The following is a 20,949-nucleotide window of genomic DNA, read 5'->3' as shown; positions in this document are numbered from 1 at the left end:
CTTATTATGACTGAATCACAATAAGGCTCGGCTAAGTTCCGGGGAATCCAGCAAAGCAGCGAGCGGATTCCTGGACTCATTGGCGGAGCGCCCCAGGACATGCACCTTCAGCCTGCCGCCGGTAATGGAAGGGTCAGGGGCAATACAGCTGAGCCCACTGACGGTCGGATCCGCGGCAAATCCTTCCAGCGCCTTTGCGAGGGCCAGCACTTCCGCCGGGCCAACGTCTGAGATGGAGGCAAGGGGGCGGGGGAATGTTAACACTCGATGCACGCTCTCTGCCGGGTGCGCAGGTGTAAGGGTAACGATGTCCGGGAGCGCGGTTGTGCCGTTGTCATCGATCAGGGGGCCATCATCCGGATCGTCCACGGCAGCCGTCAAATCGGCGTCGAACGCGGCGGCAGTCCGCAGGGCGTCACGGAGGGCAAGGTCGATGTCCAGGAGTTCGTCGTCGCCCAGGGGTGTTCGACGATGGGCGGGAAGTGCCAGCACCGCGCCAGGTGTAGCTGGTTCCGCGTCCCAGCGTCCGAAAAGATGGAAGGTGGGGGTGGAGGACTCAGCCACAGGTTCGCCCAGAGCCGCCCCCAGGGCGTGCCATTGATAGGCAAACATGAGCGTGCAGTGGGTGACGCCGAGGACCTGGGTCAGTGCGGCATGAGCCGCCTTGTGGCAGCGAAGCCAGTCTGAGGCGGAGCGCCGGTCAAGGGCGGTGGCGGGATTGCTGAGCCTGATCAGGAGGTGGCCTGCGGTCAGTGGCGTTCGGGGCCGGGCTACTTCCCAGACTGCGGATCCCCACAGCAGCCGTCTGGCCAATCCCATGTGTGCTCCCTTCCCCGCTGACCATATCAAGCGTGACTCAAGCCGCGTTTCCGCCGCTGGAGTTGCGAAAGCTTCCGGCAGGCCCGCGTAGGGAACATTCTTGCTAATGGCGGCATTAAACTTTTGAGTGAAGGTTGGTTCTGCTGTTGTGCGGCGTGTCAGCGGGAGGCAAAGTGCATAAACACTACAACGGATTGAAGACCGCGGCCCTCTTTGGGGTGCTTTGGGCTGTGCTGCTCGGACTTGGTGCCTTGATTGGCAGCAGCATGAGGAGCGCAACACCCATCTGGATCATGGCTTTGATCGGCGTAGGCACCACGGCTTACGGCTACTGGAACAGCGACAAAATCGCCCTTAGGTCCATGCAGGCGTACCCCGTATCCGAGGCCCAGGCGCCCCAGCTGTACCAGATTGTCCGGGAGCTTTCGGTGCAGGCCAAGCAGCCGATGCCCCGCATTTACCTTTCGCCAACCATGGCGCCCAACGCCTTCGCCACGGGGCGGAACCCCCGGAATGCGGCGGTGTGCTGCACGGAGGGAATCCTGCAGATCCTTAATGCCCGGGAGCTGCGCGGCGTTCTGGGGCACGAACTGATGCATGTCTACAACAGGGATATCCTCACGTCCTCAGTTGCTGCCGCCGTCGCCGGGGTAATTACCTCGGTGGGGCAGATGCTCGTGTTCCTGGGCGGGGACCGGCGCAACTCAAACCCCATTGCCTTGCTGGCCATGGCTTTCCTGGCGCCATTCGCAGCTTCGATGATCCAGCTGGCCATCTCCCGCACCAGGGAGTACGACGCCGACGAGGACGGTTCAGCGCTGACGGGGGATCCGCTGGCGCTCGCCTCTGCCCTGCGGAAGATTGAGCAGGGCGTCCAGTTGGCGCCGCTGCCTCCCGACCAGCAGCTGGTGAACGCATCCCACCTCATGATTGCCAACCCGTTCCGTGGCGGCGTCATGAACAAGATGTTCGCCACCCACCCTCCGATGCGGGAGCGGATCGCCAGGCTGGAGCAGATGGCGGGGCGGCCGCTCAGGTAACGGATCCGGTGACGTAACCAGCCGCCGTCGTGCTTCGCCGCGTGAGGACGCGGGAAAGTCCTGAGGACGCAGAAACGGGCCTAGGACACGCATATTTGCGTGTCCTAGGCCCGTTTGCGCGTCATGGCCGAGGAATCAGCTGCGGAAGTTCACAAACTGGAGGTCGGCCTCGTCGAAGTCCTTCAGCAGTGCCATGGTCTCCTGGAGATCGTCGCGGGACTTGGAGGTCACACGCAGCTCGTCACCCTGAATCTGGGATTTGACCGACTTCGGAGCCTCGTCGCGGATCAGCTTGTTGATCTTCTTGGCGAGGTCCTGGGCGATACCCTCCTTGATGGTTGCTTCGAGGCGGAACTCCTTGCCCGATGCGTAGGGCTCACCGGTGTCCAGAGACTTCAATGAAATGCCGCGACGGATGAGCTTTGACTGCAGTACGTCCAGAACCGCCAGTACACGCTCTTCCGAGTTTGCCTTCATGAGGATCTTCTCACCGCTGAAATCAACTTCGGCGCCTACACCTTTGAAGTCGTAACGCTGAGCCAGCTCTTTCTGCGCCTGGTGCAGGGCGTTTGCAACCTCCTGCTTGTCTACCTTGCTGACGACGTCGAATGTGGATTCGCCTGCCATGACTCTCCTCCTGCTGTTGGTCCGGTGCCTCAATAACGGCCGGGATGTCTGGAATCCAGCCTAATACGGATGGGCTGGAAGTGAAGTCGGCGTTAAACCCGCCTGCAGTACAAGGCTTCACAGTTCACTCATAGCTGACCCTCGGCAGGAACCAAGCGTGCCCGGCCAGAGTTGTAGCTGTTGGAAGTGCCACCCCGAAAGGAAAGACCATGCCGCACAAGGCCGTCCGCTACGTCCTCCGTTCTACCTCCTCCGCCGCCGGAACTTTTGCGTCAGCCGCAGGCACCGTGGCTGCTGCAGCCTTGGCCGCTTCGATCATTCTCAGCCCCACCGCTGCAGCGTCAGCACGGATGGACGGAGTGCATACGGATTTGTTGCGGGCAGTCCAGCTGAACCAGATCACTGAAGAACAGGCCGCACGCTTTGAAGCCAAGCTGGCTGGCCGGATCCTCGGAGAAGCCTGATTTTCCGGGCTTTTTAGCCCTTCCCGACGCCGATTCGATTCTTCGGCGGAAGTTCTGTAAAGTTGTCTTGCCCGCGGTCACCGGAAGCGGAACGGACTGGAAACAGCCCTTCTGGCATGGAGAACGCGAGTGATCTTCTTTTGAAGTTCGGCAGATTACCCGAGCGGCCAAAGGGGGCTGACTGTAAATCAGCTGGCAACGCCTACGGGGGTTCGAATCCCTCATCTGCCACCCAAAACGAAGGCCCGTAGTTCCCTGCAACAGCAAGGAACTACGGGCCTTTGTCATTCCCCAGCGCTGTTCGGCTCCCTCGGCGTCTACGCCAAACGAACGCATGATCTGATTTAGCCCGAGCTCAGGCGACCGTTGGGGTTACAGTTCTGGCATGGTGACTGTGTCCCGGACGGCTTGGTTGAGGGAGTTTTACGAGAACCTTCCGCTGCCACCTGGGCAATTGACTGGATTGGCCCTGGACCTCATCCTTGGCCGGATCCGACCTGCACCTCTTCCTGGATCCCCTGCCCTCCACCGGCTCGCAGGGACCGGACTGGTGCTTGCCGGCGTCGGCTTGAATCTCTGGGCGCTGGCGGAACGGCGACACCAGTCCACGGGTGCATTCCAGCTGGAGCGGCCTGAGGTATTGGTTACCAGCGGTCCGTATGCGATGACGCGCCATCCCATGTACGTCGGCTGGTGGTTCATCCATTTAGGGGCTGGAACCCTGTCCGGTTCAGCCTGGGTTCTCGCAACTTTGCCTGCCGCGGTGCTCGCCGAGCACATAGGCGTCCTCCGCGAAGAGGCAGCCACGGCCGCAATCTTAAGACAGTCTTATGCGGACTATGCGGGCACGGTTCCGCGCTACTTCCGGTTCCGTTTCCGCAAGAAGGGATAGTCGGGGAACCAAAGCGCCAGTGTCCTGACCACGAAGCGATGACAGCATGGGAAAGGCCTCCGGAACCGTCAGGATCCGAAGGCCCTTCTGTTGCCGGCTGCAATCACTGGAGGGTGGGTGCGCAACCGGACAGCCGTGGCTCTGCGCTAGTTCAGAGCGATCAACAGCATCTGGCTGGTGCCCGGAATGCAGGTTTGCAGGATAGCTCGCGGGAAGCCTCCGAACACTGCGATGACGTCATTGGTAGTGCCGGGATTGGGAACCTGGCCGCGTGCTGTCACCGTATAGGTTCCATAACCGCCAAGGCTTACGGTCTCGCCGATGCCTATCCCTGAAAAACGTGCCCAGCCGCCACAGTAATCGTGCTCCGTGATGAAGAGCGAGTAGCCATCGTTGGGTGTGTAGTGAATGGGCCCGATGCAGCTGTCCACGAGGGCCTGGCCACCGGCTCCGGCAACATAGATGGTCCGTACTGTGGGCGCCGGCGGAGGTGCAGGAGCAGCTACTGGCGGCGCCGGGGCCGGTACAGGAGGCGCGGCGGGAACTGGCTCTGGAGCCGGGACAGGCTCCGGCACGGGGACGGGTTCTGATACCGGTGCGGGAGCCGGCGGCTCCGGCACAGGTTCCACAGCAACGGGTTCAGCGGGTGCAGGTGCCGCAACGGGCGCCTCCGCAGGGAGCTCAGCCGCGAGGGAATCCGCCTCTCGGGCGCTTCGTGCCGCTGGGGCAGAGCCTTCCTGGTCAGCATTCCCGACGACCCCGATGTCAACAGTCTGAGCGGGCTCCACCGGAGCAGTCGCGCTGGAGTCGCCGTCGAAGATGATCAGCGAGGCAGTCAGAACGACGGCGAGAATGGAGCCCGCAACGCCGCCGGCTTTGAGCTTATTGCCCGCTCTAAAGCGCGGGGCTGCCTGGTTGACTGCCCTGACTTCGGCAAAGCGTCCGAGATATTCATTTTCCACTGGTTCACCCCCATCAAACTGAGGGATTGCCGGTCGGAAACCCCTAGGGCGGCAGTTCCTTGTACCGGCCCACACAAGGCAAGGCGTGGGGAAGTACAAGGAGCTACCGATGAGACAAATCCGATAAATGCTGTTATTTATCGGCCCTAGGAATACCGAGTCTATGAATGGGGTGATACAGGGCGCACGAGTAGCGAATACTCGACTTTCGAGGCGGATTACTTAGGCCGGCGTGCGTACTTAAGCGTGATACGGGCAAACGGGCCGCGGGCATTAGGGCATGAAGATCAAAAGCACCAAATATGCACTGGAGCTAAATGCTCTTTTCACTCCGCAGCGCCTCAATTTCGCGGCGCAAGGCGATGACTTCCTGCTGCAGTTCATTCACTTCATTCAGCACTGGGGCTTCTGCTGCCTCGGCGGCTGCTTCGGTTCCCTCTTCGATGCGCTGGACCAGCCAGGAAGCGATGGAAGCTGTGACCACACCGAGCACGGCAATACCGCTCATCATCAACGCTGCGGCGACCATCCGGCCGATGGCCGTAACCGGGTACATGTCACCGTAACCAACGGTGGTGATGGTGGTGATGGCCCACCACAGGGCATCGCCGAATGTGACGATCTTGGCGTCAGGAGCTGATTGCTCGACGTCGAGCACGGCCAAGGCTCCCACAAACACCAGTAGAACCGCCGATCCCGCCACATAAGTGACAACCCGGCCACGCAGAGTCTCACCTATCGTCCTGTGGAGCACGGAAAGCAAGGTGACCAAGCGGAGCAGCCTCAGCGGGCGGAAAAACGGAAGCGCGACGATGAGAAGTTCATGAAGATTGCGGACAAACCAGCGGCGCCGGTTGTGGGCAAGCCAAAGATTTGTGATGTAGTCGACGGCGAAAATGGCCCAGGTAATCCACATGACAACCTCAAGGGCGTCTGCGTCGCGCCCTTCAACAGCCCCGATAACCTGCCACGCGTAGGCCGTGAGAAAAATCAGCGCCGTTCCCATGAGGGGCCACTCGGCGAGGTTGCGGTAGCGTTCCTGGGTCATAGGGGAATTCTAGGGCGGACGCTATCCAACACCTGGACACAACAGCGCTTGGCCACGAAGTTACTGGCCGGTAACATTATGGCCATGCACTTATTGCTTCGCACGCTGCTGGTCCTTTTCACCTCGGCCCGAAGGTCACGCCTGAGCGTGTGGGAGACGTCATCGTTGCCTCTCCGGGTTCTTCCGACCGACATAGACATCGCCCTGCACGTCAACAACGGCATGTATTTTTCCCTGATGGACCTTGGGCGCTTTGACCTGATGGCCCGGAGCGGTACGTGGAAAAAGATGCGGAGGCGTGCTTGGTCGCCGGTTGCAGCTGGAGAAACGATTGCCTTCCGGAAGTCACTCCAGCTGTGGCAGCGTTACACCATTGAGTCCAGGATTATTGGGCTGGATGCAAAGGCTGTTTACTTCGAGCAGCGCATGGTGGCGGACGGCGAGATTTATGCCAGAGCCTATATTGCCACCCGGCTGGTCAGCAGCGGAGGTCCGGTCAGCCAGGAGGAAATCCTGAAGGAGTTCGGTGAACCGCCGGCTGGGCTCGAGCTCCCGGAGTGGATCCATGAGTGGCGTGAGACCAACGCTTTACCGGGCTCCAGGCGTCCTGCCCCACATGCATGGGCGTAAGTTCCCTACCAGTGAGTCTCGGCGTCGCGCATGTCCTTGCCTGCTGTGCCATCAGCGAACCGACGGGACATCGGGAGCGGCCTCGCGTACCGTGGAGGGATGGCTACCGTAGACATAACAGGTGAACAGTTCGCATCGACCATTGAGGACAACGACATCGTACTGGTGGACTTTTGGGCTGAATGGTGCGGCCCCTGCCGTCAGTTCGCTCCCAGATACTCCGCCGTCTCCGAGAAGCACCAAGACGTCGTTTTTGCCAAGGTGGACACCGAAGCTGAACAGCAGCTGGCTGCCGAGGCAGGCATCACGTCCATCCCCACACTGATGGCGTTCCGCGAAAAGGTGCTGGTGTTTTCCCAGCCCGGCGCCTTGAATGAACAGCAGCTTGAACAGGTTGTCGACGCTGTCAAAGCACTGGATATGGACGAAGTCCACGCCCATGTGGCGCGTTCCCGGGCAGAGGCCGCCGCTTCCGCGGGGCCCCAGGACGGCTCCCAGATTCCGGACGCCTAGTTTTTAGCCACGCCTGGTAATCCGTCACGCATGGTTTCCATGCTCAGAATTCCGAGCTCGGGCCGGGACGGCTTTTTAGAGCCGTTCCCACTTGACTGGCTCGGCCAGCAATGCGCTCAGCCGCTCGTTGAGATCCTGGACCGCCGCACCTTTTGAGTGCTGTTCCAGATCCTCTTCAGAGGCCCACCGCTCGGTCAGTACAAGCTTGTCTTCGGTGGCTTCCGTCAGTTCGTAGCGGATGCAGCCTGGCTCGTTGACTACCTCGTCGATCGCAATTTCCAGGGCAAGCTTGACGCGGAAAAATTCGCCGTCGTTGGGGGTGAACGTGGTCTTCAAGTCAATGGGTTCAGTCATGCGCTTCACAATACCGGGCACCTGAACGTCTCAAGAATTGTTTAGTAGGACTCCCTAGTAGTTGCCCTTCTCATGAAGCCGGGGACGCTGTAGCGTGCCAGCATGCGCGCTTACACAGCCGGGGACACTGACGTCCCGTTGCTCGAGGAGACCATCGGTCAGAATCTTGAGCGGATGGTGGCCGAATTTCCCTTCCATGATGCGCTGATTGAAGCGGCACCGGTTGCCGGGGAAGACGCCCGCCGGTGGAGCTATACGAAGTTCAACGACGACGTCGACCGGCTCGCGAGGGCGCTGCTGGCCCTGGGAATCGGAAAAGGGGACAGGATCGGGATCTGGAGTCCCAACTGCGCCGAATGGACCATCCTGCAGTTCGCCACGGCCAAGGCCGGAGCCATCCTGGTCAACGTCAATCCGGCCTACCGCAGCCACGAACTCGAATTTTTGGTAAAACAAAACGGCATGCGGATGCTGGTGGCGGCACCCTCGGACCGCAACAGCGATTACGTGGGAATGGCCCGCGAGGCCCTCGCCGCGTGCCCTGACCTCGAGGAACTTGTTTTCCTGCCGGATTCCGGAGCGGACGGGCTCGAGGCGGGTGTCCCCGAACGCAACACGGAACTGAGTTACGCCGAACTGCTCAAGCGCGCTGACGACGTCGGTCATTCCGGCCTGAAGGCGCGGATGGCGGAACTTGACCCTCACGATCCCATAAATCTGCAATACACATCGGGGACCACCGGATTTCCCAAAGGTGCGACGCTGACCCACCACAACATCCTGAACAACGGCTATGCAATCGGTGAGCTGCTGGGCTACACGGAACATGACCGCGTGGTGATCCCGGTGCCGTTCTACCACTGCTTCGGCATGGTGATTGGCAACCTCAATGCCCTCAGCCACGGAGCTGCCGCCATCATTCCAAGCCGAGGATTCAGCCCGGCGGCTGCCCTCGAAGCAGTCCAGGACTTTGGGGGGACCTCCCTGTACGGCGTTCCCACCATGTTCATCGCCGAACTCGCCCTGCCGGACTTTGCGTCCTACGACCTCTCCACGCTGCGCACCGGGGTGATGGCAGGGTCCACGTGTCCTGTCGAGGTGATGAACCGGGTCATTGCAGACATGAACATGAAGGACGTTGCCATTTGCTACGGCATGACAGAGACGTCCCCCGTCTCCACCATGACCAGGCGGGGAGACACGTTGGAACAGCGCACGCAGACCGTGGGCCGGACCATGCCCGGGCTTGAGAGTCAGATCATCGACCCAGGCACCGGTGAGGTGCTGGAGCGTGGCCAGATCGGGGAACTGTGCACCCGGGGCTATGCGGTGATGCAGGGCTACTGGAACCAGGCAGAAAAGACCGCCGAGGCCATCGACACGGACGGTTGGATCCACACAGGCGACCTCGCCCGGATGGACGACGACGGTTACGTGGTGATCGAGGGCAGGATCAAGGACATGGTGATCCGCGGCGGCGAGAACATCTATCCCCGGGAGATCGAGGAGTTCCTCTACACGCACCCGGCGATCCAGGACGTCCAGATTATTGGTGTCCCGGATGCAAGGTACGGCGAGGAACTGATGGCCTGCATCATCCAGCAGCCTGGGACCGAGCCCCTGGATGCCGACGCTGTAGCCGACTTCTGCCGCGGGCGCCTGGCCCACTACAAAATTCCCCGCTATGTGGATGTCAGGGAAAGCTTCCCGATGACGGTGTCGGGCAAAGTCCGCAAAGTGGAGATGCGCGAGGAAGCAGTGGCCAGGCTGGGGCTCTGACCGGGTTCTTGGCGCTCCGGTGGATACAGAGGATCGTGGGACCACAGCGAATGCGTGCTGCCGGCATCTGGTTCCGGGCTTCCAGGACTCTCTGGAGTTAACCTGCCGCGAGGCTGTCAGTGACTTCGATGGTCCTGGATGGTCATCCGGGGTCCGAACGTAGGTTTGCGGAAGCCGCTCAGACCGATCATCCGGACAACACGTTGGCGGTGCCCCTTCCACGGTGCGAGGAGGTCCAGCATGCCGGCGTCGTCCGTTCTCCTGCCGGTCAGCGCCGCACCGACGTAAGCCGCGAGATGGTAGTCGCCCACTGCGATGGAATCGGGGCAGCCGTGCGTGCGCTGCACTACCTCGGCGGCGGTCCATACCCCGATCCCCGGAATGGTCTGTAGTTTTGCGGCTGCCTCTGCGGCCGGCAGGTCGGCGAGGCGTTCAAGCGCGACGGCGGAGCGCAGCGCCCGCATCACGGTTGCGGATCGTTGCGGTCCCACTCCCGCCTTATGCCATTCCCAGGACGGAATGCGCAGCCATGCCTCAGGCGTGGGCGGCACAAGGAGTCCGGCGGGGGCAAACGTACCGGAGCCGGGGGCAGGGGTGCCGTGGCGGTACATAAGGTAGCGGTAGCCGCGGCGTGCCTCGATGACAGTGACCTTCTGCTCCAGAATCGTAGGCACGAGGGAATCGATGACCCGCAGTGTGGAAGGCAGACGCACGGCCTTGTTCCGGCGTCGGGCTTCAATCACCAATGGCGGTAGCGTGGCGTGGAACGCCGGTTTATCAAAAGCGGACCAGTCATCCCCGGCCCCGAGCAGCGCCGGCACGCCCTCGATCGCGGCAGTGGAGCCGGGGCCCCATGCGGCAGCATCGATTACCGTTCCGGAACCGGAAGTCCACGGTGAGAGGCGCAGGGTGGCAGGGCCATCCGGCGTCGTAAAGGCCAGCCAGTATCCATCACGCCGGATGCTGGCGGCGGGATCTGAGTTTCCACGCAGAAGGATGCCCAGTGTTTGGAGGAGGTCATAGTCCCCATCCGGTGACCACTGGACGGAGGCATCCGCAGCAGCGGTACTGCCGGCGGAAATGTTTCCCCCGGGAAAGCCGGGGGCGTCGGCAAACGCGTCTACAGGCGCCAGGCCTGTATATGGGGGAGCGGGGGTCACATGACTATGCTCCCACGCCCGGCTGACAGGAACGCGGACTGATCACCGGGGCAGGGGCCGGGGGCACACACGTACAGGGTCCCTCCCACGCTTACCTGAAAAGGGCGCCGAGACTAGAATTTGCGTGTGGCGCGGACCGCCCGTGCCAGGCCTTTCGAATTGTCAGGTGAATCAATGGCTGGACGAGTTGTGCACTTCGAAATCCCCACGGACGATCAGGACCGTGCCAGGGAGTTTTACAGTTCGGCATTTGGATGGGATATCAGCCCGGTGCCGGATATGGACTACAACATGGTGATGACGACGCCAACTGATCAACAGGGAACGCCGACCGAACCGGGCTCCATCAACGGCGGAATGTTCAAGAAGGAGGGGGAGCTCACAGTCCCCGTCATCACCGTGGACGTGGAGGACATCGACGCCTCCCTGGCCAAAATCGCTGGCCTTGGCGGGACAGTGGTTTCCCCCAAGCAGCCTGTAATGGACATGGGCTTCGCGGCGTACTTCAGGGACAGCGAAGGAAATCTCATGGGGCTGTGGCAGAACGCCTCGCCAGATGAACAGAGCGCAGCTGCCGAGCAGCAGCCGGCCGGCTAGCGAACAGCACCCGGCCGGGCAGAAGGGGGTGTGGCCGACCAAGGCCATGCACGGTACTAGCGGTAACTTTGTACGTATGAAGTATGCCCAGTCCATCCTTGATCTCATCGGCAACACCCCGCTGATCAAACTGAACCACGTCACCGAAGGCATCAGGGCTACCGTCCTGGTCAAACTCGAGTACCTGAACCCCGGCGGCTCCATCAAGGACCGTATCGCGGCCAAGATGATTGAGGATGCCGAGCGCAGCGGCAAACTCCTGCCCGGCGGAACCATCGTGGAACCAACCTCCGGAAACACCGGAGTCGGACTCGCACTTGTAGCCCAGCAAAAAGGCTACAAGTGCATTTTCGTGGTGCCGGACAAAGTGGGCGAGGACAAACGCGCAGTCCTCCAGGCGTACGGGGCGGAAGTGGTAGTCACTCCTACCTCTGTCGCGCCGGACAGCCCTCAGAGCTACTACAGTGTCTCCGACCGGCTCGTGACGGAGATCCCCGGCGCCTACAAGCCGGACCAGTTCTCCAACCCGGCAGCGCCCGGCAGCCACTACCTGACCACGGGCCCGGAGATCTGGGAGGACACGGACGGTAAGGTCACGCATGTTGTGATCGGCGCGGGAACCGGCGGCACCATCACCGGCACCGGCCGTTACCTCAAGGAGGTCTCGGCCAACCGCCCGGAGTCCGACGGCGGCCGGGTCAGGATCATCGGGGCGGACCCCGCAGGCTCGGTCTACTCAGGCGGAACCGGACGGCCGTACTTCGTCGAGGGCGTGGGCGAGGACATGTGGCCCGCCAACTATGACAAAGCCGTCCCTGACAACGTCATCGCCGTCACCGACGGGGACTCCTTTGCCATGACCAGGCGCCTTGCCCGCGAGGAAGGGCTCCTGGTGGGAGGGTCATCGGGCATGGCAGTGGTCGCAGCGCTGCAGACCGCCCGGGATCTTCCGGAGAGTGCTGTTGTGGTGGTCATCCTTCCCGATTCAGGCCGCGGCTACCTGGCCAAGATCTTCAACGACCAGTGGATGCGCTCCTATGGCTTCCTGTCCGGCGGGGAGGAAACCTCCGTGGGAGAGGTGCTTAAGTCCAAAACGGGGGAGCTGCCTGACCTGGTGCACATCCACCCGAATGAAAGCGTCCGCGACGTCATCAACATCATGAACGAGTTCGGCGTCAGCCATATCCCTGTCCTGTCGCAGGAACCACCGGTAGTCATGGGCGAGGTGCTGGGCGCCGTCGATGAACGCTCCCTGACTGCCAAACTGTTCCGCGGGGAAGCGAAGCTGACGGACAAGATCGCCGAACACATGGGGGAGAAGCTGCCTGTCATCGGCTCGCTGGAAACCATTTCGGCCGCCCGCGAACTGCTTTCCGACGTCGACACAGTGATGGTGACCTTTGTCGGCGCCCCGGTGGGTATCCTCACCCGCCACGACCTGCTCGCCTACCTCAGCCACTGACCGCCTCCCTACTCAGCAACGAATCAAGGAGCATCATGCCCGTCCCAGAATCCGCCGGCTTTAACACCCGCGCCGTCCACGCCGGCCAGGCCTTCGAACCACGCACCGGCGCCGTGGTCCCACCGCTGCACTTCAGCTCCACTTACGCGCAGGACGGGATCGGCGGGCTCCGGGACGGCTACGAATACGGCCGCGGCGCCAACCCCACGCGCGATTCCCTCCAGGAGCAGCTTGCTGCCGTAGAAGGCGGCATGGCAGCCTTTTCCTTCGGCTCGGGCCTGGCCGCGGAAGACTCCCTCATCAGGGCGCTCACACGGCCGGGGGATCATATCGTTCTCGGCAATGACGCCTACGGCGGAACGTACCGCCTGATCAACGGCATCCTGGGCGACTGGGGCATCGGGAACACACCCGTGGACATGGCGAACCTCGACTCCGTGCGGGATGCGGTTGCGGCCAACAAAACACGGTTTGTCTGGGTTGAAACGCCGTCGAACCCGCTCATGAAGATCACCGACATGGCGGCGCTCGCCGACATAGCGCACGACGCCGGGGCCCTCCTCGTGGTGGACAACACCTTCGCGTCCCCCTACCTGCAGAACCCACTCGCCTTCGGGGCCGACGTTGTGGTTCACTCCACCACCAAATACATCGGCGGCCACTCCGACGTGGTGGGCGGCGCCCTGGTAGTCAACGATCCGGAGCTGGCGGAAAAGATCGGCTTTGTACAGTTCGCCGTCGGAGCCGTCTCCGGCCCGATGGACGCCTTCCTGACCACCCGCGGGCTCAAGACCCTGGGCGTGCGTATGGACCGCCACAGCGAGAATGCCCAGGCCGTGGCGGAGTGGCTGCTGGAACGCCCTGAGGTGGAGGCCGTGCTGTACCCGGGCCTGCCGTCGCACCCGGGGCACGAGCTCGCCAGGAAACAGATGAAGAAGTTCGGTGGCATGGTCTCCGTCCAGTTCAAGGAAGGAGAGGCCGCAGCCAGGAAGGTTGCCGAGTCCACCTCGGTCTTTACCTTGGCCGAGTCCCTTGGCGGGATCGAGTCCCTCATGAACTACCCGGCGGAGATGACCCACGCTTCCGTCAAAGGCACGGAACTGGCTGTCCCCGAGAACCTGATCCGGCTGTCCTGCGGGATCGAGGATGTTGAGGATCTGATTGCCGACCTGGACCACGCCTTCTCGTTCATCTCCAACGGCCGTACAGGCAGCTAGCGGAAAGCGGGTTGCTTGCTGACGAAGTAACCACGGGTGGCCGGTGCAAACCGGCACACCACGGCCAGCACCACGCCCAGCGCCAACAGGAGCACGCCGCTCACAAACGCGCCGCCCACCCCGAAGATCTCTGTATCACCGTAGGCCGGGTCCCACATCTGAACCGCAGAAACGAAGAAAGCCCCCGTCAGCATCAGTGCTCCAAGCAAAGGCAGGATGCCGCGGAACCACAGGTTCCTGGCTGACTCGCGCAGCGTTCCGCGGAAGAACCAGAAACACGCAAAACCGGTCAGCGAATAGTAAAAGGCAATGAAGAGGCTGATCGAGCTGATTGAATCAGACAGCAGGTTTTCGCTGAAGATGCTCATGGCCACGTAGTAGGCAATGGCCGCGACACCCATCACGGTGGTGGAAAAGCCCGGGGTCTGGTTGCGGGGGTGGACTTGGCCGAACTTGGCCGGGAGTGCCCCATGGACTCCCATTGAGAGCGTTCCGCGGGCAGTTGGCAGGATGGTGGTTTGGGTTGAGGACAGCACCGAGGCAAGCACCGCCACCACGATGAGCCAGCCCCACGGACCCAGGACCACGTCCTTCATGGCGACGAAGACGTCGTCCTGGTTTTCGGCGTTGCCCAGGCCGATTCCCTCGGTACCGATCGTGGCGTACAGCATCACCAGGAGGGCCACGGAAACGTAAATGGCAACGAGCAAGAAGGCCGAGATGACCGCTCCGCGTCCGGGGGTTTTGGTGGGATTCTCAGTTTCCTCATTGACGGCCAGGCACGTGTCCCAGCCCCAGTAGATGAAGAGGGCCAAGAGCGCCCCGTGCACCACGGCCCCGGGATCGGCAAAGGCACCAACCGGGTTGAACCATTCAATATCGAACGCCTGACCCTCCGGAGCCCCACCCGCAATCCTAAACACCAGGGCGAGCACGAAGATGCCAAGGGAGATGTACTGGACGTACGTCAGGACGCGCTGGACGTGTTCGCCGAGGCGGATGCCCCGGTAGTTCACCAGTGTCATAAGAGCGATGAAAAGCACGCCGGTTGCCGTGACAAGGAGGCTGTTCTCCGCCAAGGACCCGTCACCGACGAGCAGCCAGAGATATTGGCCAGCTACCTGGGCGAGGTTTGCGAGCACAACGATGCCGGCCAGAGCGACACCCCATCCCCCGAGCCAACCGGCCCAGGGACCGAAAGTGCGGCGTGCCCAGAAGAACGTGGTGCCGCAGTCCGGCATGGCGCTGTTGAGTTCGCGGAAGGCATACGCGATGAACAGCACGGGGATGAAGCCCAGGAGCAGGATCAGGGGAGTGTAGTTTCCATTGACCGCCACAATCAACCCGAGTGTGGCCGCCAGGGAGTACACCGGAGCGGTGGACGCCAGGCCCAGCATGACGGAGTCACCGAGGTCCAGGATCCCGGCCCGCAACCCTTTGGAGGGAACGGGCGAACCGGGGACTCCCGGCGTCGTCGTCTCGGTGCTCATAGTGCAATACCTGCCTTGCTGGATTGTGTCTGGGCGGAGAGGGGAGCAGGAGCGTCAATGGTGTTGGGGACAAAACGACAGAAGTAATCGGTGATGGGTCCGTCGGATTCGCGGATACCGCAGCCCACGGATTCTCCATCCACCACCCAAAGCCCCAGCACCGGATGGTTGCCGTCAAAATCAGGGAGCGGATGGTACTGCTGGTAGCACCAGCCTTCGCGACCATATCCGCCGGGCATCTCCAGGTCGATGCCGGGAGCGTTGATGCGGATGTTGTCCCCTTCGCGCCCGTGCAAAGGCTTGGCCACCCATTCCTTGAGCGGCCCGGGATCGTTCAGGTACGCCGGAAGCAGGTTGGGGTGGTCCGGATAGAGGTGCCAGAGGGCTGCCAGGAGCGCTTTGTTGGAGAGGAGCATCTTCCAGGCAGGCTCCACCCAGCGAGGGTTATGGGCACGCTGCAGGAGGCGATGCCCAAAGGGCTCCTTCATCATCAGCTCCCAGGGGTAGAGCTTGAAGATGGTGCTGATCATGAAATTGTCCAGGTCCACAAAACGGTTGAGATTCGGGTCCCAGCCGATATCGGACATGTTGATGCCGATCGTGGTCCACCCGGCCTGGCCTGCAACGTCACGCATGTAAGCAGCAGTCATCCAGTCTTCCCCGGATTCCTCGGCCTCCGAGTGCGCGATGTGGAGCGTGCTCATGCCCGTCCGGTACTGGAGCTTCTTCCACTGCCGGATGAGGGCTTCGTGGATCCCGTTCCACTGGTCCTTTTCGGGAAAAACGTCCTGCAGCCAGAACCACTGGGCTACAGCGGCTTCAATGAGGCCGGTAGGAGTATCGGCGTTGTATTCCAGCATTTTGGCGGCGCCACCCTGCCCGTCATAGATGACGTCGAAGCGCCCGTAAATATCCATGTCGCCGGCCTGCAGGGATTCGGCTGCCAGTTCAAGGGCCTGCGGCCCGATCCCGATGGGTCCCATGGCGCCGGTGGCCAAAAACTTCGCGGCCTCCAGACACATGAGGTGGAGGTCCTCGGCAGTCTTTTCGAGGGTTTCCACCTCGTCCATGCTGAACTCGTAGTAGGCGCCTTCGTTCCAGTATTCGATCTTCTTGCCGTCCGGCATGGTGGTGGTGGAGAAAACCAGCCCCTGCTCCTGGATTTTCTCTTTCCAGCCGGGGCGGGGAGTTGAGGAAAATCTCTTCACGCTATCCGCCCGTACTTCCACCCTTGGAGCTGCTGCCGAAGCCGCCCCTGCTGACTGTGCCGCCCTTGGTGCTGTAGCCGGTGGAAGCCTTCGCTCCCTCGGGGATGTTTCTGGTGAAGCTGGGATAGCTGGAACGGTTCTGTCCCACCGCGGGCACGTTGGCGCCGCGCGAGTAGAAGTACCACGCGTAGAGTGCGCCGCTTCGGCCCGCGCTGCTGTTGCACTGGGTGTCCTCCACTCGTTCGCCCGTTGCCTCGTCGAAACAAACCTGCGCGTAGTCCGGCTCGTCAGCATTGCTCGCCACGATGGCGGTAATCGTTCCGGCCAGGAGAGCGGTAACGCCAAGGCCGACGACGACGGTTCGGCGCTGCGAACGCTTCTTTCGGGCCGCCAGTTCCCGTTCCCTCTCGCGGACGAAGGGGTCGATCAGCGGAGGCGGCCCGTCCTGCTGCTCTGCCGCGTTTTGTGGCTGGGTGGGGAGACTCTGGGGATTCAGGAGCTCCGGATGAAGCTCGGGCTTCGGAACCTGGAAGGGCGGCGCCTTGGATCCTGACGGGTCCGGTGTGAAATCTGCAGGCGAAGTTTTCCACTCCGGCTGCGGTTCCTGTGGCGGGTGGTCGTTTTCGTCCCGGTTCTTGTCCTGATTCGGGTTCATGGGTCCCCCTTGCTTGTCCATGCTGACTCCGTTGGCGCACTGCGGGCATGGTCTAACGCCGGAGTGACAATCCTGAAATCAGCCTAGCCGTTGCAAACCCCGTCGGCTAACAGTTTCTGGGGGAGCAGTACCCATCCGCAGTCGGGTAGGCAGGCCGCTGGCGGGAGAACCTAGACTGTTGCCATGAACACCGCCGCCGTGCTTGCAGTCTGCCGCGTACACCAGCTCCTCCAGGACGAGGGGAGCGTGGGTGTCACTGCCATTGACAAGCGGCCAGTGACAGGCCCGGTGAAGGTTCACAAACTCGGCCTGCACGCCGATATCCAGGCGAGCCGCCTCCATCACGGAGGCGAGGACCAGGCCCTGTACGCCTACTCGCAAGCCGATGCTGACTACTGGACGGACCAACTGCAGCGGGAACTTCCGCCCGGAATCTTCGGCGAAAACCTGCGCGTCTCCGGCATCGAAACCACCGGGGCCATCATCGGCGAACGCTGGAAAATCGGGCTCGACGTCGAGGTGGAGGTAACGTCCCCCCGAACGCCCTGCGCCACGTTTCAACGCCGCATGAACGAGGCGCAGTGGGTCAAGCGCTTTGCGGAAGCCGGAAAGGTGGGGACGTACCTGCGCGTCCTCCGGACCGGAACCATCAGGGCAGGAGACCACATCCACAAGCTTTACGTGCCCACGCACGGTGTCAGCATCGGCAAATGGTTCAGTGAACCCACTGTTGAGGACATGGAAGCACTGCGGGACGCCGACGCCGACGGTGAGATCCGCTTGCAGCCGGAGTTCCAGGAGGCTTTCGCCAGGCTGGAACGCAGGCTTCCGGGCTAAGCCCCGGCCGCCGTCGAGGTCGCCGGAAGCGTGCCGGGTTGCATAAATTACCGGCCACCCTGGCTGGTTTCCGGCGCCGTCACCGATGTCGTGCGGGCCGGAAGGTGCGCCATGTGCGCAAGGTCACGGCCGCCGTCGGCCTCTCGATTTCCCTGAGTTGGCACCTGTACCCTACACTTGAAACATCCCCCACTCCGGAAATCCCTTATTCTTGCCCAATTTTTGAGGCAGGACTGGCAAGTGTTGGGGCCCGACAATGTGATTGCGGGCATTTTCATAGGGAGAGCCGGCTAAAGAAAACGCTGTACAGACTGCTGGGATAGCAGCCAAGAGATGCAGCGGGAAGTCCTGCCACGGGATTGCGAAAGCGCCGGACTTCTACGTGACCGGCCGGTCAAAGTATGCCCGGCATCCACGGCACATGAACTGCGGCTCCGCTCACCTCGGGTTGTGCCGCCTGGCCCCCTATGGATGAGGAATTCTTCCCTATGCCCGAAAATCAGAACGACCCCTTCGAAGCGAACATCGAGATCGCTGCAGACGTCGAAACTCCCGAGGCTGCCGCACCGGCTGACTCCACCCCCGTCTTCACCGAACCCGCTCCTGTAGAAGCTGCACCTGTAGAAGCTGCACCTGCTGCGGAAGCCGCCCGCGAAGAAGCTCCGAAGGCTGACACCTCCGCTGGAGACGTTGACACCGAGGCCGAAGGCATCCGCTTCGTTGACCTCGGCATCGATCCCCGCGTCCTTGCCGCTCTGCAGGACGTTGGGTATGAGAAGCCTTCCCCCATCCAGGCAGCAACCATCCCGCTGCTGCTCGAAGGCCGCGACGTCGTGGGCCTGGCCCAGACCGGAACCGGTAAGACTGCAGCATTCGCAGTACCGGCACTTTCCCGTCTGGCCGAGCTCCACGACCTCAACGGCCCGTCCCGCAAGACGCAGGCACTGGTGCTGGCTCCGACCCGCGAGCTTGCGCTCCAGGTCGCCGAGGCATTCACCTCGTACGCCAAGCACATCGAAGACTTCACCGTGCTTCCCGTTTACGGTGGCTCGGCCTACGGACCCCAGCTGGCCGGCCTGCGCCGCGGCGCCCAGGTTGTTGTCGGTACCCCGGGCCGTGTCATCGACCACATCGCCAAGGGATCCCTGGACCTCTCCGAACTCCAGTACCTGGTGCTGGATGAGGCCGACGAAATGCTCCGCATGGGCTTCGCTGAAGACGTTGAGCAGATCTTCCAGCAGACCCCCTCGGACCGTCAGGTGGCACTGTTCTCCGCCACCATGCCGAGCCAGATCCGCCGGATGTCCAAACAGTACCTGAACAACCCGGCCGAGATCTCGGTGAAGTCCAAGACCACCACCGGCGCGAACACCAAGCAGCGCTACCTGCAGGTCATGGGCCCGCACAAGCTCGACGCGCTGACCCGCATCCTTGAGGTTGAAGAGTTCGACGGCGTCATTGCCTTCGTCCGCACCAAGATGGCCACCGAGGACCTCGCCGACAAGCTGAAGTCCCGCGGTTTCCAGGCCGCCGCCATCAACGGCGACATCCCGCAGCAGCAGCGCGAACGCACTGTTGAGGCGCTGAAGGAAGGCCGCATCGACATCCTGGTGGCCACCGACGTTGCTGCCCGTGGTCTTGACGTGGAACGCATCAGCCACGTCATCAACTACGACATCCCGCATGACACCGAGTCCTACGTGCACCGCATTGGCCGTACCGGCCGTGCAGGCCGCTCGGGTGACGCGATCCTGTTCATGACGCCGCGGGAGAAGTACCTGCTGCGTTCCATTGAGAAGGCCACGCGCCAGCCGGTGGAGCAGATGCACCTGCCTACTGCCGAGACTGTGAACACGCTGCGCCTTGGCAAGTTCGCTGAAAAGATCACGGAGACCCTGGCGTCCCAGGACGTCTCGGCCTTCCGCGACCTCATTGCGTCCTACGAGGAAGAGCACAACGTTCCCGCCGCCGAGATCGCTGCAGCACTGGCCGTCATGGCTCAGGGCGGACAGCCGCTCCTGGTCAAGGAACTGCCTGCTGCTCCTGAATTCCAGAAGCGCGAACGCGCCAAGGACGGCTTCGGATCTCGCGGCCCGACCCGCACCCTCACTGAGGGCAACGCCACCTACCGGATCGCCGTCGGACGCCGTCAGCGCGTTATGCCGGGTTCCATCGTTGGCGCCATTGCCAACGAAGGCGGCATCTCCTCGGCCCAGATCGGCGGCATTGACATCCGCTCGGACCACTCCCTCGTGGAGCTCCCGGCGGACCTGAGCGCCGACCAGTTGCGCGCCCTGTCCCGCACCCGGATCGGCGGCGAGCTGATCCACCTCGAGCTGGACAACGGACGCAAGCCCTCCGGTGGCGGCGAGCGTGGCGGTTACCAGGGCAACCGCGGCGGTTATTCCGGTGGGGACCGCGGCAACTTTAAGGGCAACGGCGGATTCAAGAAGGAATTCCGGAAGAACGACGGCGACCGCGGCGGTTACGCCGGCGGCGAGCGTTCCTCTGCTGACCGCGGTGGACGCACGTACAGCGAGCGCACCGAGCGAAGCGTTGGAGCCGACAGCGGTGCCAGCCGTGGACAGTCCAGCGACTCCCGCTTTGCCGGCCACGGTGACGGCTCGCGCAAGCCCCGCCACGGCAACGAAGGCGGACAGCGCGACTTCAACCGCAAGGGCAAATGGTAAGCCCAGCTAGACCCTGAGAACGGGCCGGCCTTTACGGGCCGGCCCGTTCTTTTTAAGTGCACGGAATCACGATGTACAGGTGCGGGGGATCAGGCTGTCCCGGCCGCTTTCGAGGCCCTTAAAATTGCCGCAGGATCGGCTCCATCCCGGGCTTTCACGCCTTCCCTTCCTCGATTTGTTGGTGGGAAGAATGTCCGGTAGAGTATTTACTCGTTGCCCCCCTAGCTCAGTGGTAGAGCGCGTTCTTGGTAAGAACGAGGTCACCGGATCGATTCCGGTGGGGGGCTCTGAATGAGGGCCTGTGTCAAGGCGGTTTTGACCGGCTTGGTGCAGGTTTTTCTCATTCGTGGCGGTGTAGCTCAGTTGGTTAGAGCGCACGACTCATAATCGTGAGGTCGGGAGATCGAGCCTCCCCACCGCTACAGTTTCAGCAGGTCAGAGGCGTAAAGCCTCTGGCCTGCTTCTGTCTTAAATGCCCGATCCAACCCCAGGCGCACTCTGTCTG

General features: G+C 62.2%; 20 protein-coding genes and 3 tRNA genes. 14 read left to right on the top strand and 9 right to left on the bottom strand.

The window, feature by feature from the left end:
- Window positions 1-15 precede the first annotated feature (15 nt).
- On the bottom strand, window positions 16-819 hold the full coding sequence (locus RIN13_RS16750) for a hypothetical protein (RefSeq protein WP_309108452.1): 804 nt from the start codon (window positions 817-819) through the stop codon (window positions 16-18).
- A gap of 173 nt (window positions 820-992) precedes the next feature.
- Here RIN13_RS16750 and htpX point away from each other — a divergent pair, with 173 nt between their 5' ends.
- Window positions 993-1,859, top strand: a complete 867-nt coding sequence (gene htpX, locus RIN13_RS16745) for a zinc metalloprotease HtpX (RefSeq protein ID WP_309108451.1) — start codon at window positions 993-995, stop codon at window positions 1,857-1,859.
- 135 nt (window positions 1,860-1,994) lie between these two features.
- Here the strand turns inward: htpX and RIN13_RS16740 are convergent, their stop codons facing one another.
- Window positions 1,995-2,486 carry a YajQ family cyclic di-GMP-binding protein gene (locus tag RIN13_RS16740; RefSeq protein WP_247042008.1) on the bottom strand — a complete coding sequence of 164 codons (492 nt, stop codon included), beginning with the start codon at window positions 2,484-2,486 and terminating at the stop codon, window positions 1,995-1,997.
- A gap of 209 nt (window positions 2,487-2,695) precedes the next feature.
- Between RIN13_RS16740 and RIN13_RS16735 the strand changes: the two genes are divergently transcribed.
- From RIN13_RS16735 to RIN13_RS16725, 3 genes are all read left to right on the top strand, one after another.
- Window positions 2,696-2,950: a hypothetical protein gene (locus tag RIN13_RS16735; RefSeq protein WP_309108450.1), complete on the top strand. Its 255-nt coding sequence runs from the start codon at window positions 2,696-2,698 to the stop codon at window positions 2,948-2,950.
- A gap of 149 nt (window positions 2,951-3,099) precedes the next feature.
- Window positions 3,100-3,181, top strand: a tRNA-Tyr gene (locus tag RIN13_RS16730).
- A 154-nt stretch (window positions 3,182-3,335) separates the two neighbouring features.
- On the top strand, window positions 3,336-3,842 hold the full coding sequence (locus RIN13_RS16725) for an isoprenylcysteine carboxylmethyltransferase family protein (RefSeq protein WP_309108449.1): 507 nt from the start codon (window positions 3,336-3,338) through the stop codon (window positions 3,840-3,842).
- 146 nt (window positions 3,843-3,988) lie between these two features.
- On the opposite strand, the gene RIN13_RS16720 is transcribed toward RIN13_RS16725, so the two are convergent.
- Both RIN13_RS16720 and RIN13_RS16715 read right to left on the bottom strand, forming a co-directional pair.
- Window positions 3,989-4,804: a peptidoglycan-binding protein gene (locus RIN13_RS16720; protein WP_309108448.1), complete on the bottom strand. Its 816-nt coding sequence runs from the start codon at window positions 4,802-4,804 to the stop codon at window positions 3,989-3,991.
- A 313-nt stretch (window positions 4,805-5,117) separates the two neighbouring features.
- Entirely contained in the window at window positions 5,118-5,852 is a 735-nt protein-coding gene (locus RIN13_RS16715; protein ID WP_309108447.1) for a potassium channel family protein, read from the bottom strand.
- An 84-nt stretch (window positions 5,853-5,936) separates the two neighbouring features.
- Between RIN13_RS16715 and RIN13_RS16710 the strand changes: the two genes are divergently transcribed.
- Window positions 5,937-6,482 carry an acyl-CoA thioesterase gene (locus RIN13_RS16710; protein ID WP_309108446.1) on the top strand — a complete coding sequence of 182 codons (546 nt, stop codon included), beginning with the start codon at window positions 5,937-5,939 and terminating at the stop codon, window positions 6,480-6,482.
- A 99-nt stretch (window positions 6,483-6,581) separates the two neighbouring features.
- Window positions 6,582-6,995 (top strand): thioredoxin, encoded by a 414-nt coding sequence (trxA, locus tag RIN13_RS16705; protein WP_309108445.1) that lies wholly within the window; start codon window positions 6,582-6,584, stop codon window positions 6,993-6,995.
- A 75-nt stretch (window positions 6,996-7,070) separates the two neighbouring features.
- On the opposite strand, the gene RIN13_RS16700 is transcribed toward trxA, so the two are convergent.
- Window positions 7,071-7,349, bottom strand: a complete 279-nt coding sequence (locus tag RIN13_RS16700; RefSeq protein ID WP_309108444.1) for an antibiotic biosynthesis monooxygenase — start codon at window positions 7,347-7,349, stop codon at window positions 7,071-7,073.
- A 102-nt stretch (window positions 7,350-7,451) separates the two neighbouring features.
- On the opposite strand from RIN13_RS16700, the gene RIN13_RS16695 reads away from it, so the two are divergent.
- The gene (locus tag RIN13_RS16695; protein ID WP_309108443.1) at window positions 7,452-9,128 is read left to right on the top strand and encodes an AMP-binding protein; all 1,677 of its coding nucleotides are present in this window, start codon (window positions 7,452-7,454) and stop codon (window positions 9,126-9,128) included.
- A gap of 116 nt (window positions 9,129-9,244) precedes the next feature.
- Here the strand turns inward: RIN13_RS16695 and RIN13_RS16690 are convergent, their stop codons facing one another.
- Complete coding sequence (locus tag RIN13_RS16690) at window positions 9,245-10,210, bottom strand: 3-methyladenine DNA glycosylase (protein WP_309108458.1); 966 nt, start codon at window positions 10,208-10,210, stop codon at window positions 9,245-9,247.
- A 252-nt stretch (window positions 10,211-10,462) separates the two neighbouring features.
- Between RIN13_RS16690 and RIN13_RS16685 the strand changes: the two genes are divergently transcribed.
- From RIN13_RS16685 to RIN13_RS16675, 3 genes are all read left to right on the top strand, one after another.
- Window positions 10,463-10,885 (top strand): VOC family protein, encoded by a 423-nt coding sequence (locus tag RIN13_RS16685; protein WP_309108442.1) that lies wholly within the window; start codon window positions 10,463-10,465, stop codon window positions 10,883-10,885.
- A 76-nt stretch (window positions 10,886-10,961) separates the two neighbouring features.
- Window positions 10,962-12,347 (top strand): cystathionine beta-synthase, encoded by a 1,386-nt coding sequence (locus RIN13_RS16680; protein ID WP_309108441.1) that lies wholly within the window; start codon window positions 10,962-10,964, stop codon window positions 12,345-12,347.
- Between the two features lie 35 nt (window positions 12,348-12,382).
- Window positions 12,383-13,564: a cystathionine gamma-synthase gene (locus RIN13_RS16675; RefSeq protein WP_309108440.1), complete on the top strand. Its 1,182-nt coding sequence runs from the start codon at window positions 12,383-12,385 to the stop codon at window positions 13,562-13,564.
- On the opposite strand, the gene RIN13_RS16670 is transcribed toward RIN13_RS16675, so the two are convergent.
- From RIN13_RS16670 to RIN13_RS16660, 3 genes are read right to left on the bottom strand one after another with little or no spacing between them, the layout of a single operon-like run.
- Window positions 13,561-15,054 (bottom strand): APC family permease, encoded by a 1,494-nt coding sequence (locus tag RIN13_RS16670; protein ID WP_309108439.1) that lies wholly within the window; start codon window positions 15,052-15,054, stop codon window positions 13,561-13,563. The genes RIN13_RS16675 and RIN13_RS16670 overlap by 4 nt on opposite strands.
- Complete coding sequence (locus RIN13_RS16665) at window positions 15,051-16,262, bottom strand: glutathionylspermidine synthase family protein (protein ID WP_309108438.1); 1,212 nt, start codon at window positions 16,260-16,262, stop codon at window positions 15,051-15,053. The genes RIN13_RS16670 and RIN13_RS16665 overlap by 4 nt, the downstream gene beginning before the upstream one ends.
- 1 nt (window position 16,263) lies before the next feature.
- Window positions 16,264-16,917, bottom strand: a complete 654-nt coding sequence (locus RIN13_RS16660) for a Tat pathway signal protein (protein WP_309108437.1) — start codon at window positions 16,915-16,917, stop codon at window positions 16,264-16,266.
- A gap of 183 nt (window positions 16,918-17,100) precedes the next feature.
- Between RIN13_RS16660 and RIN13_RS16655 the strand changes: the two genes are divergently transcribed.
- From RIN13_RS16655 to RIN13_RS16640, 4 genes are all read left to right on the top strand, one after another.
- Entirely contained in the window at window positions 17,101-17,754 is a 654-nt protein-coding gene (locus tag RIN13_RS16655) for an MOSC domain-containing protein (protein ID WP_309108436.1), read from the top strand.
- A 488-nt stretch (window positions 17,755-18,242) separates the two neighbouring features.
- Window positions 18,243-20,444: a DEAD/DEAH box helicase gene (locus RIN13_RS16650; RefSeq protein ID WP_309108435.1), complete on the top strand. Its 2,202-nt coding sequence runs from the start codon at window positions 18,243-18,245 to the stop codon at window positions 20,442-20,444.
- Between the two features lie 215 nt (window positions 20,445-20,659).
- Window positions 20,660-20,731, top strand: a tRNA-Thr gene (locus RIN13_RS16645).
- A 61-nt stretch (window positions 20,732-20,792) separates the two neighbouring features.
- Window positions 20,793-20,866: transfer RNA gene (locus tag RIN13_RS16640), tRNA-Met, on the top strand.
- Window positions 20,867-20,949: the final 83 nt, after the last annotated feature.

The sequence above is a fragment of the Arthrobacter sp. genome (genome assembly GCF_031179985.1).
Lineage (GTDB): Bacteria > Actinomycetota > Actinomycetes > Actinomycetales > Micrococcaceae > Arthrobacter.
This window is presented reverse-complemented; position numbering and strand designations above follow the sequence as displayed.

Bases quoted from the DNA above. Each gene is read 5' to 3' on its own strand.
- RIN13_RS16735 (WP_309108450.1), top strand. From the start codon at position 2,696: ATGCCGCACAAGGCCGTCCGCTACGTCCTCCGTTCTACCTCCTCCGCC.
- RIN13_RS16710 (WP_309108446.1), top strand. From the start codon at position 5,937: ATGCACTTATTGCTTCGCACGCTGCTGGTCCTTTTCACCTCGGCCCGA.
- RIN13_RS16675 (WP_309108440.1), top strand. From the start codon at position 12,383: ATGCCCGTCCCAGAATCCGCCGGCTTTAACACCCGCGCCGTCCACGCC.
- trxA (WP_309108445.1), top strand. From the start codon at position 6,582: ATGGCTACCGTAGACATAACAGGTGAACAGTTCGCATCGACCATTGAG.
- RIN13_RS16715 (WP_309108447.1), bottom strand. From the start codon at position 5,852: ATGACCCAGGAACGCTACCGCAACCTCGCCGAGTGGCCCCTCATGGGA.
- RIN13_RS16660 (WP_309108437.1), bottom strand. From the start codon at position 16,917: ATGAACCCGAATCAGGACAAGAACCGGGACGAAAACGACCACCCGCCA.
- RIN13_RS16655 (WP_309108436.1), top strand. From the start codon at position 17,101: ATGAACACCGCCGCCGTGCTTGCAGTCTGCCGCGTACACCAGCTCCTC.
- RIN13_RS16680 (WP_309108441.1), top strand. From the start codon at position 10,962: ATGAAGTATGCCCAGTCCATCCTTGATCTCATCGGCAACACCCCGCTG.
- RIN13_RS16670 (WP_309108439.1), bottom strand. From the start codon at position 15,054: ATGAGCACCGAGACGACGACGCCGGGAGTCCCCGGTTCGCCCGTTCCC.
- RIN13_RS16650 (WP_309108435.1), top strand. From the start codon at position 18,243: ATGCCCGAAAATCAGAACGACCCCTTCGAAGCGAACATCGAGATCGCT.
- RIN13_RS16740 (WP_247042008.1), bottom strand. From the start codon at position 2,486: ATGGCAGGCGAATCCACATTCGACGTCGTCAGCAAGGTAGACAAGCAG.
- RIN13_RS16725 (WP_309108449.1), top strand. From the start codon at position 3,336: ATGGTGACTGTGTCCCGGACGGCTTGGTTGAGGGAGTTTTACGAGAAC.
- RIN13_RS16700 (WP_309108444.1), bottom strand. From the start codon at position 7,349: ATGACTGAACCCATTGACTTGAAGACCACGTTCACCCCCAACGACGGC.
- RIN13_RS16750 (WP_309108452.1), bottom strand. From the start codon at position 819: ATGGGATTGGCCAGACGGCTGCTGTGGGGATCCGCAGTCTGGGAAGTA.
- RIN13_RS16685 (WP_309108442.1), top strand. From the start codon at position 10,463: ATGGCTGGACGAGTTGTGCACTTCGAAATCCCCACGGACGATCAGGAC.
- RIN13_RS16695 (WP_309108443.1), top strand. From the start codon at position 7,452: ATGCGCGCTTACACAGCCGGGGACACTGACGTCCCGTTGCTCGAGGAG.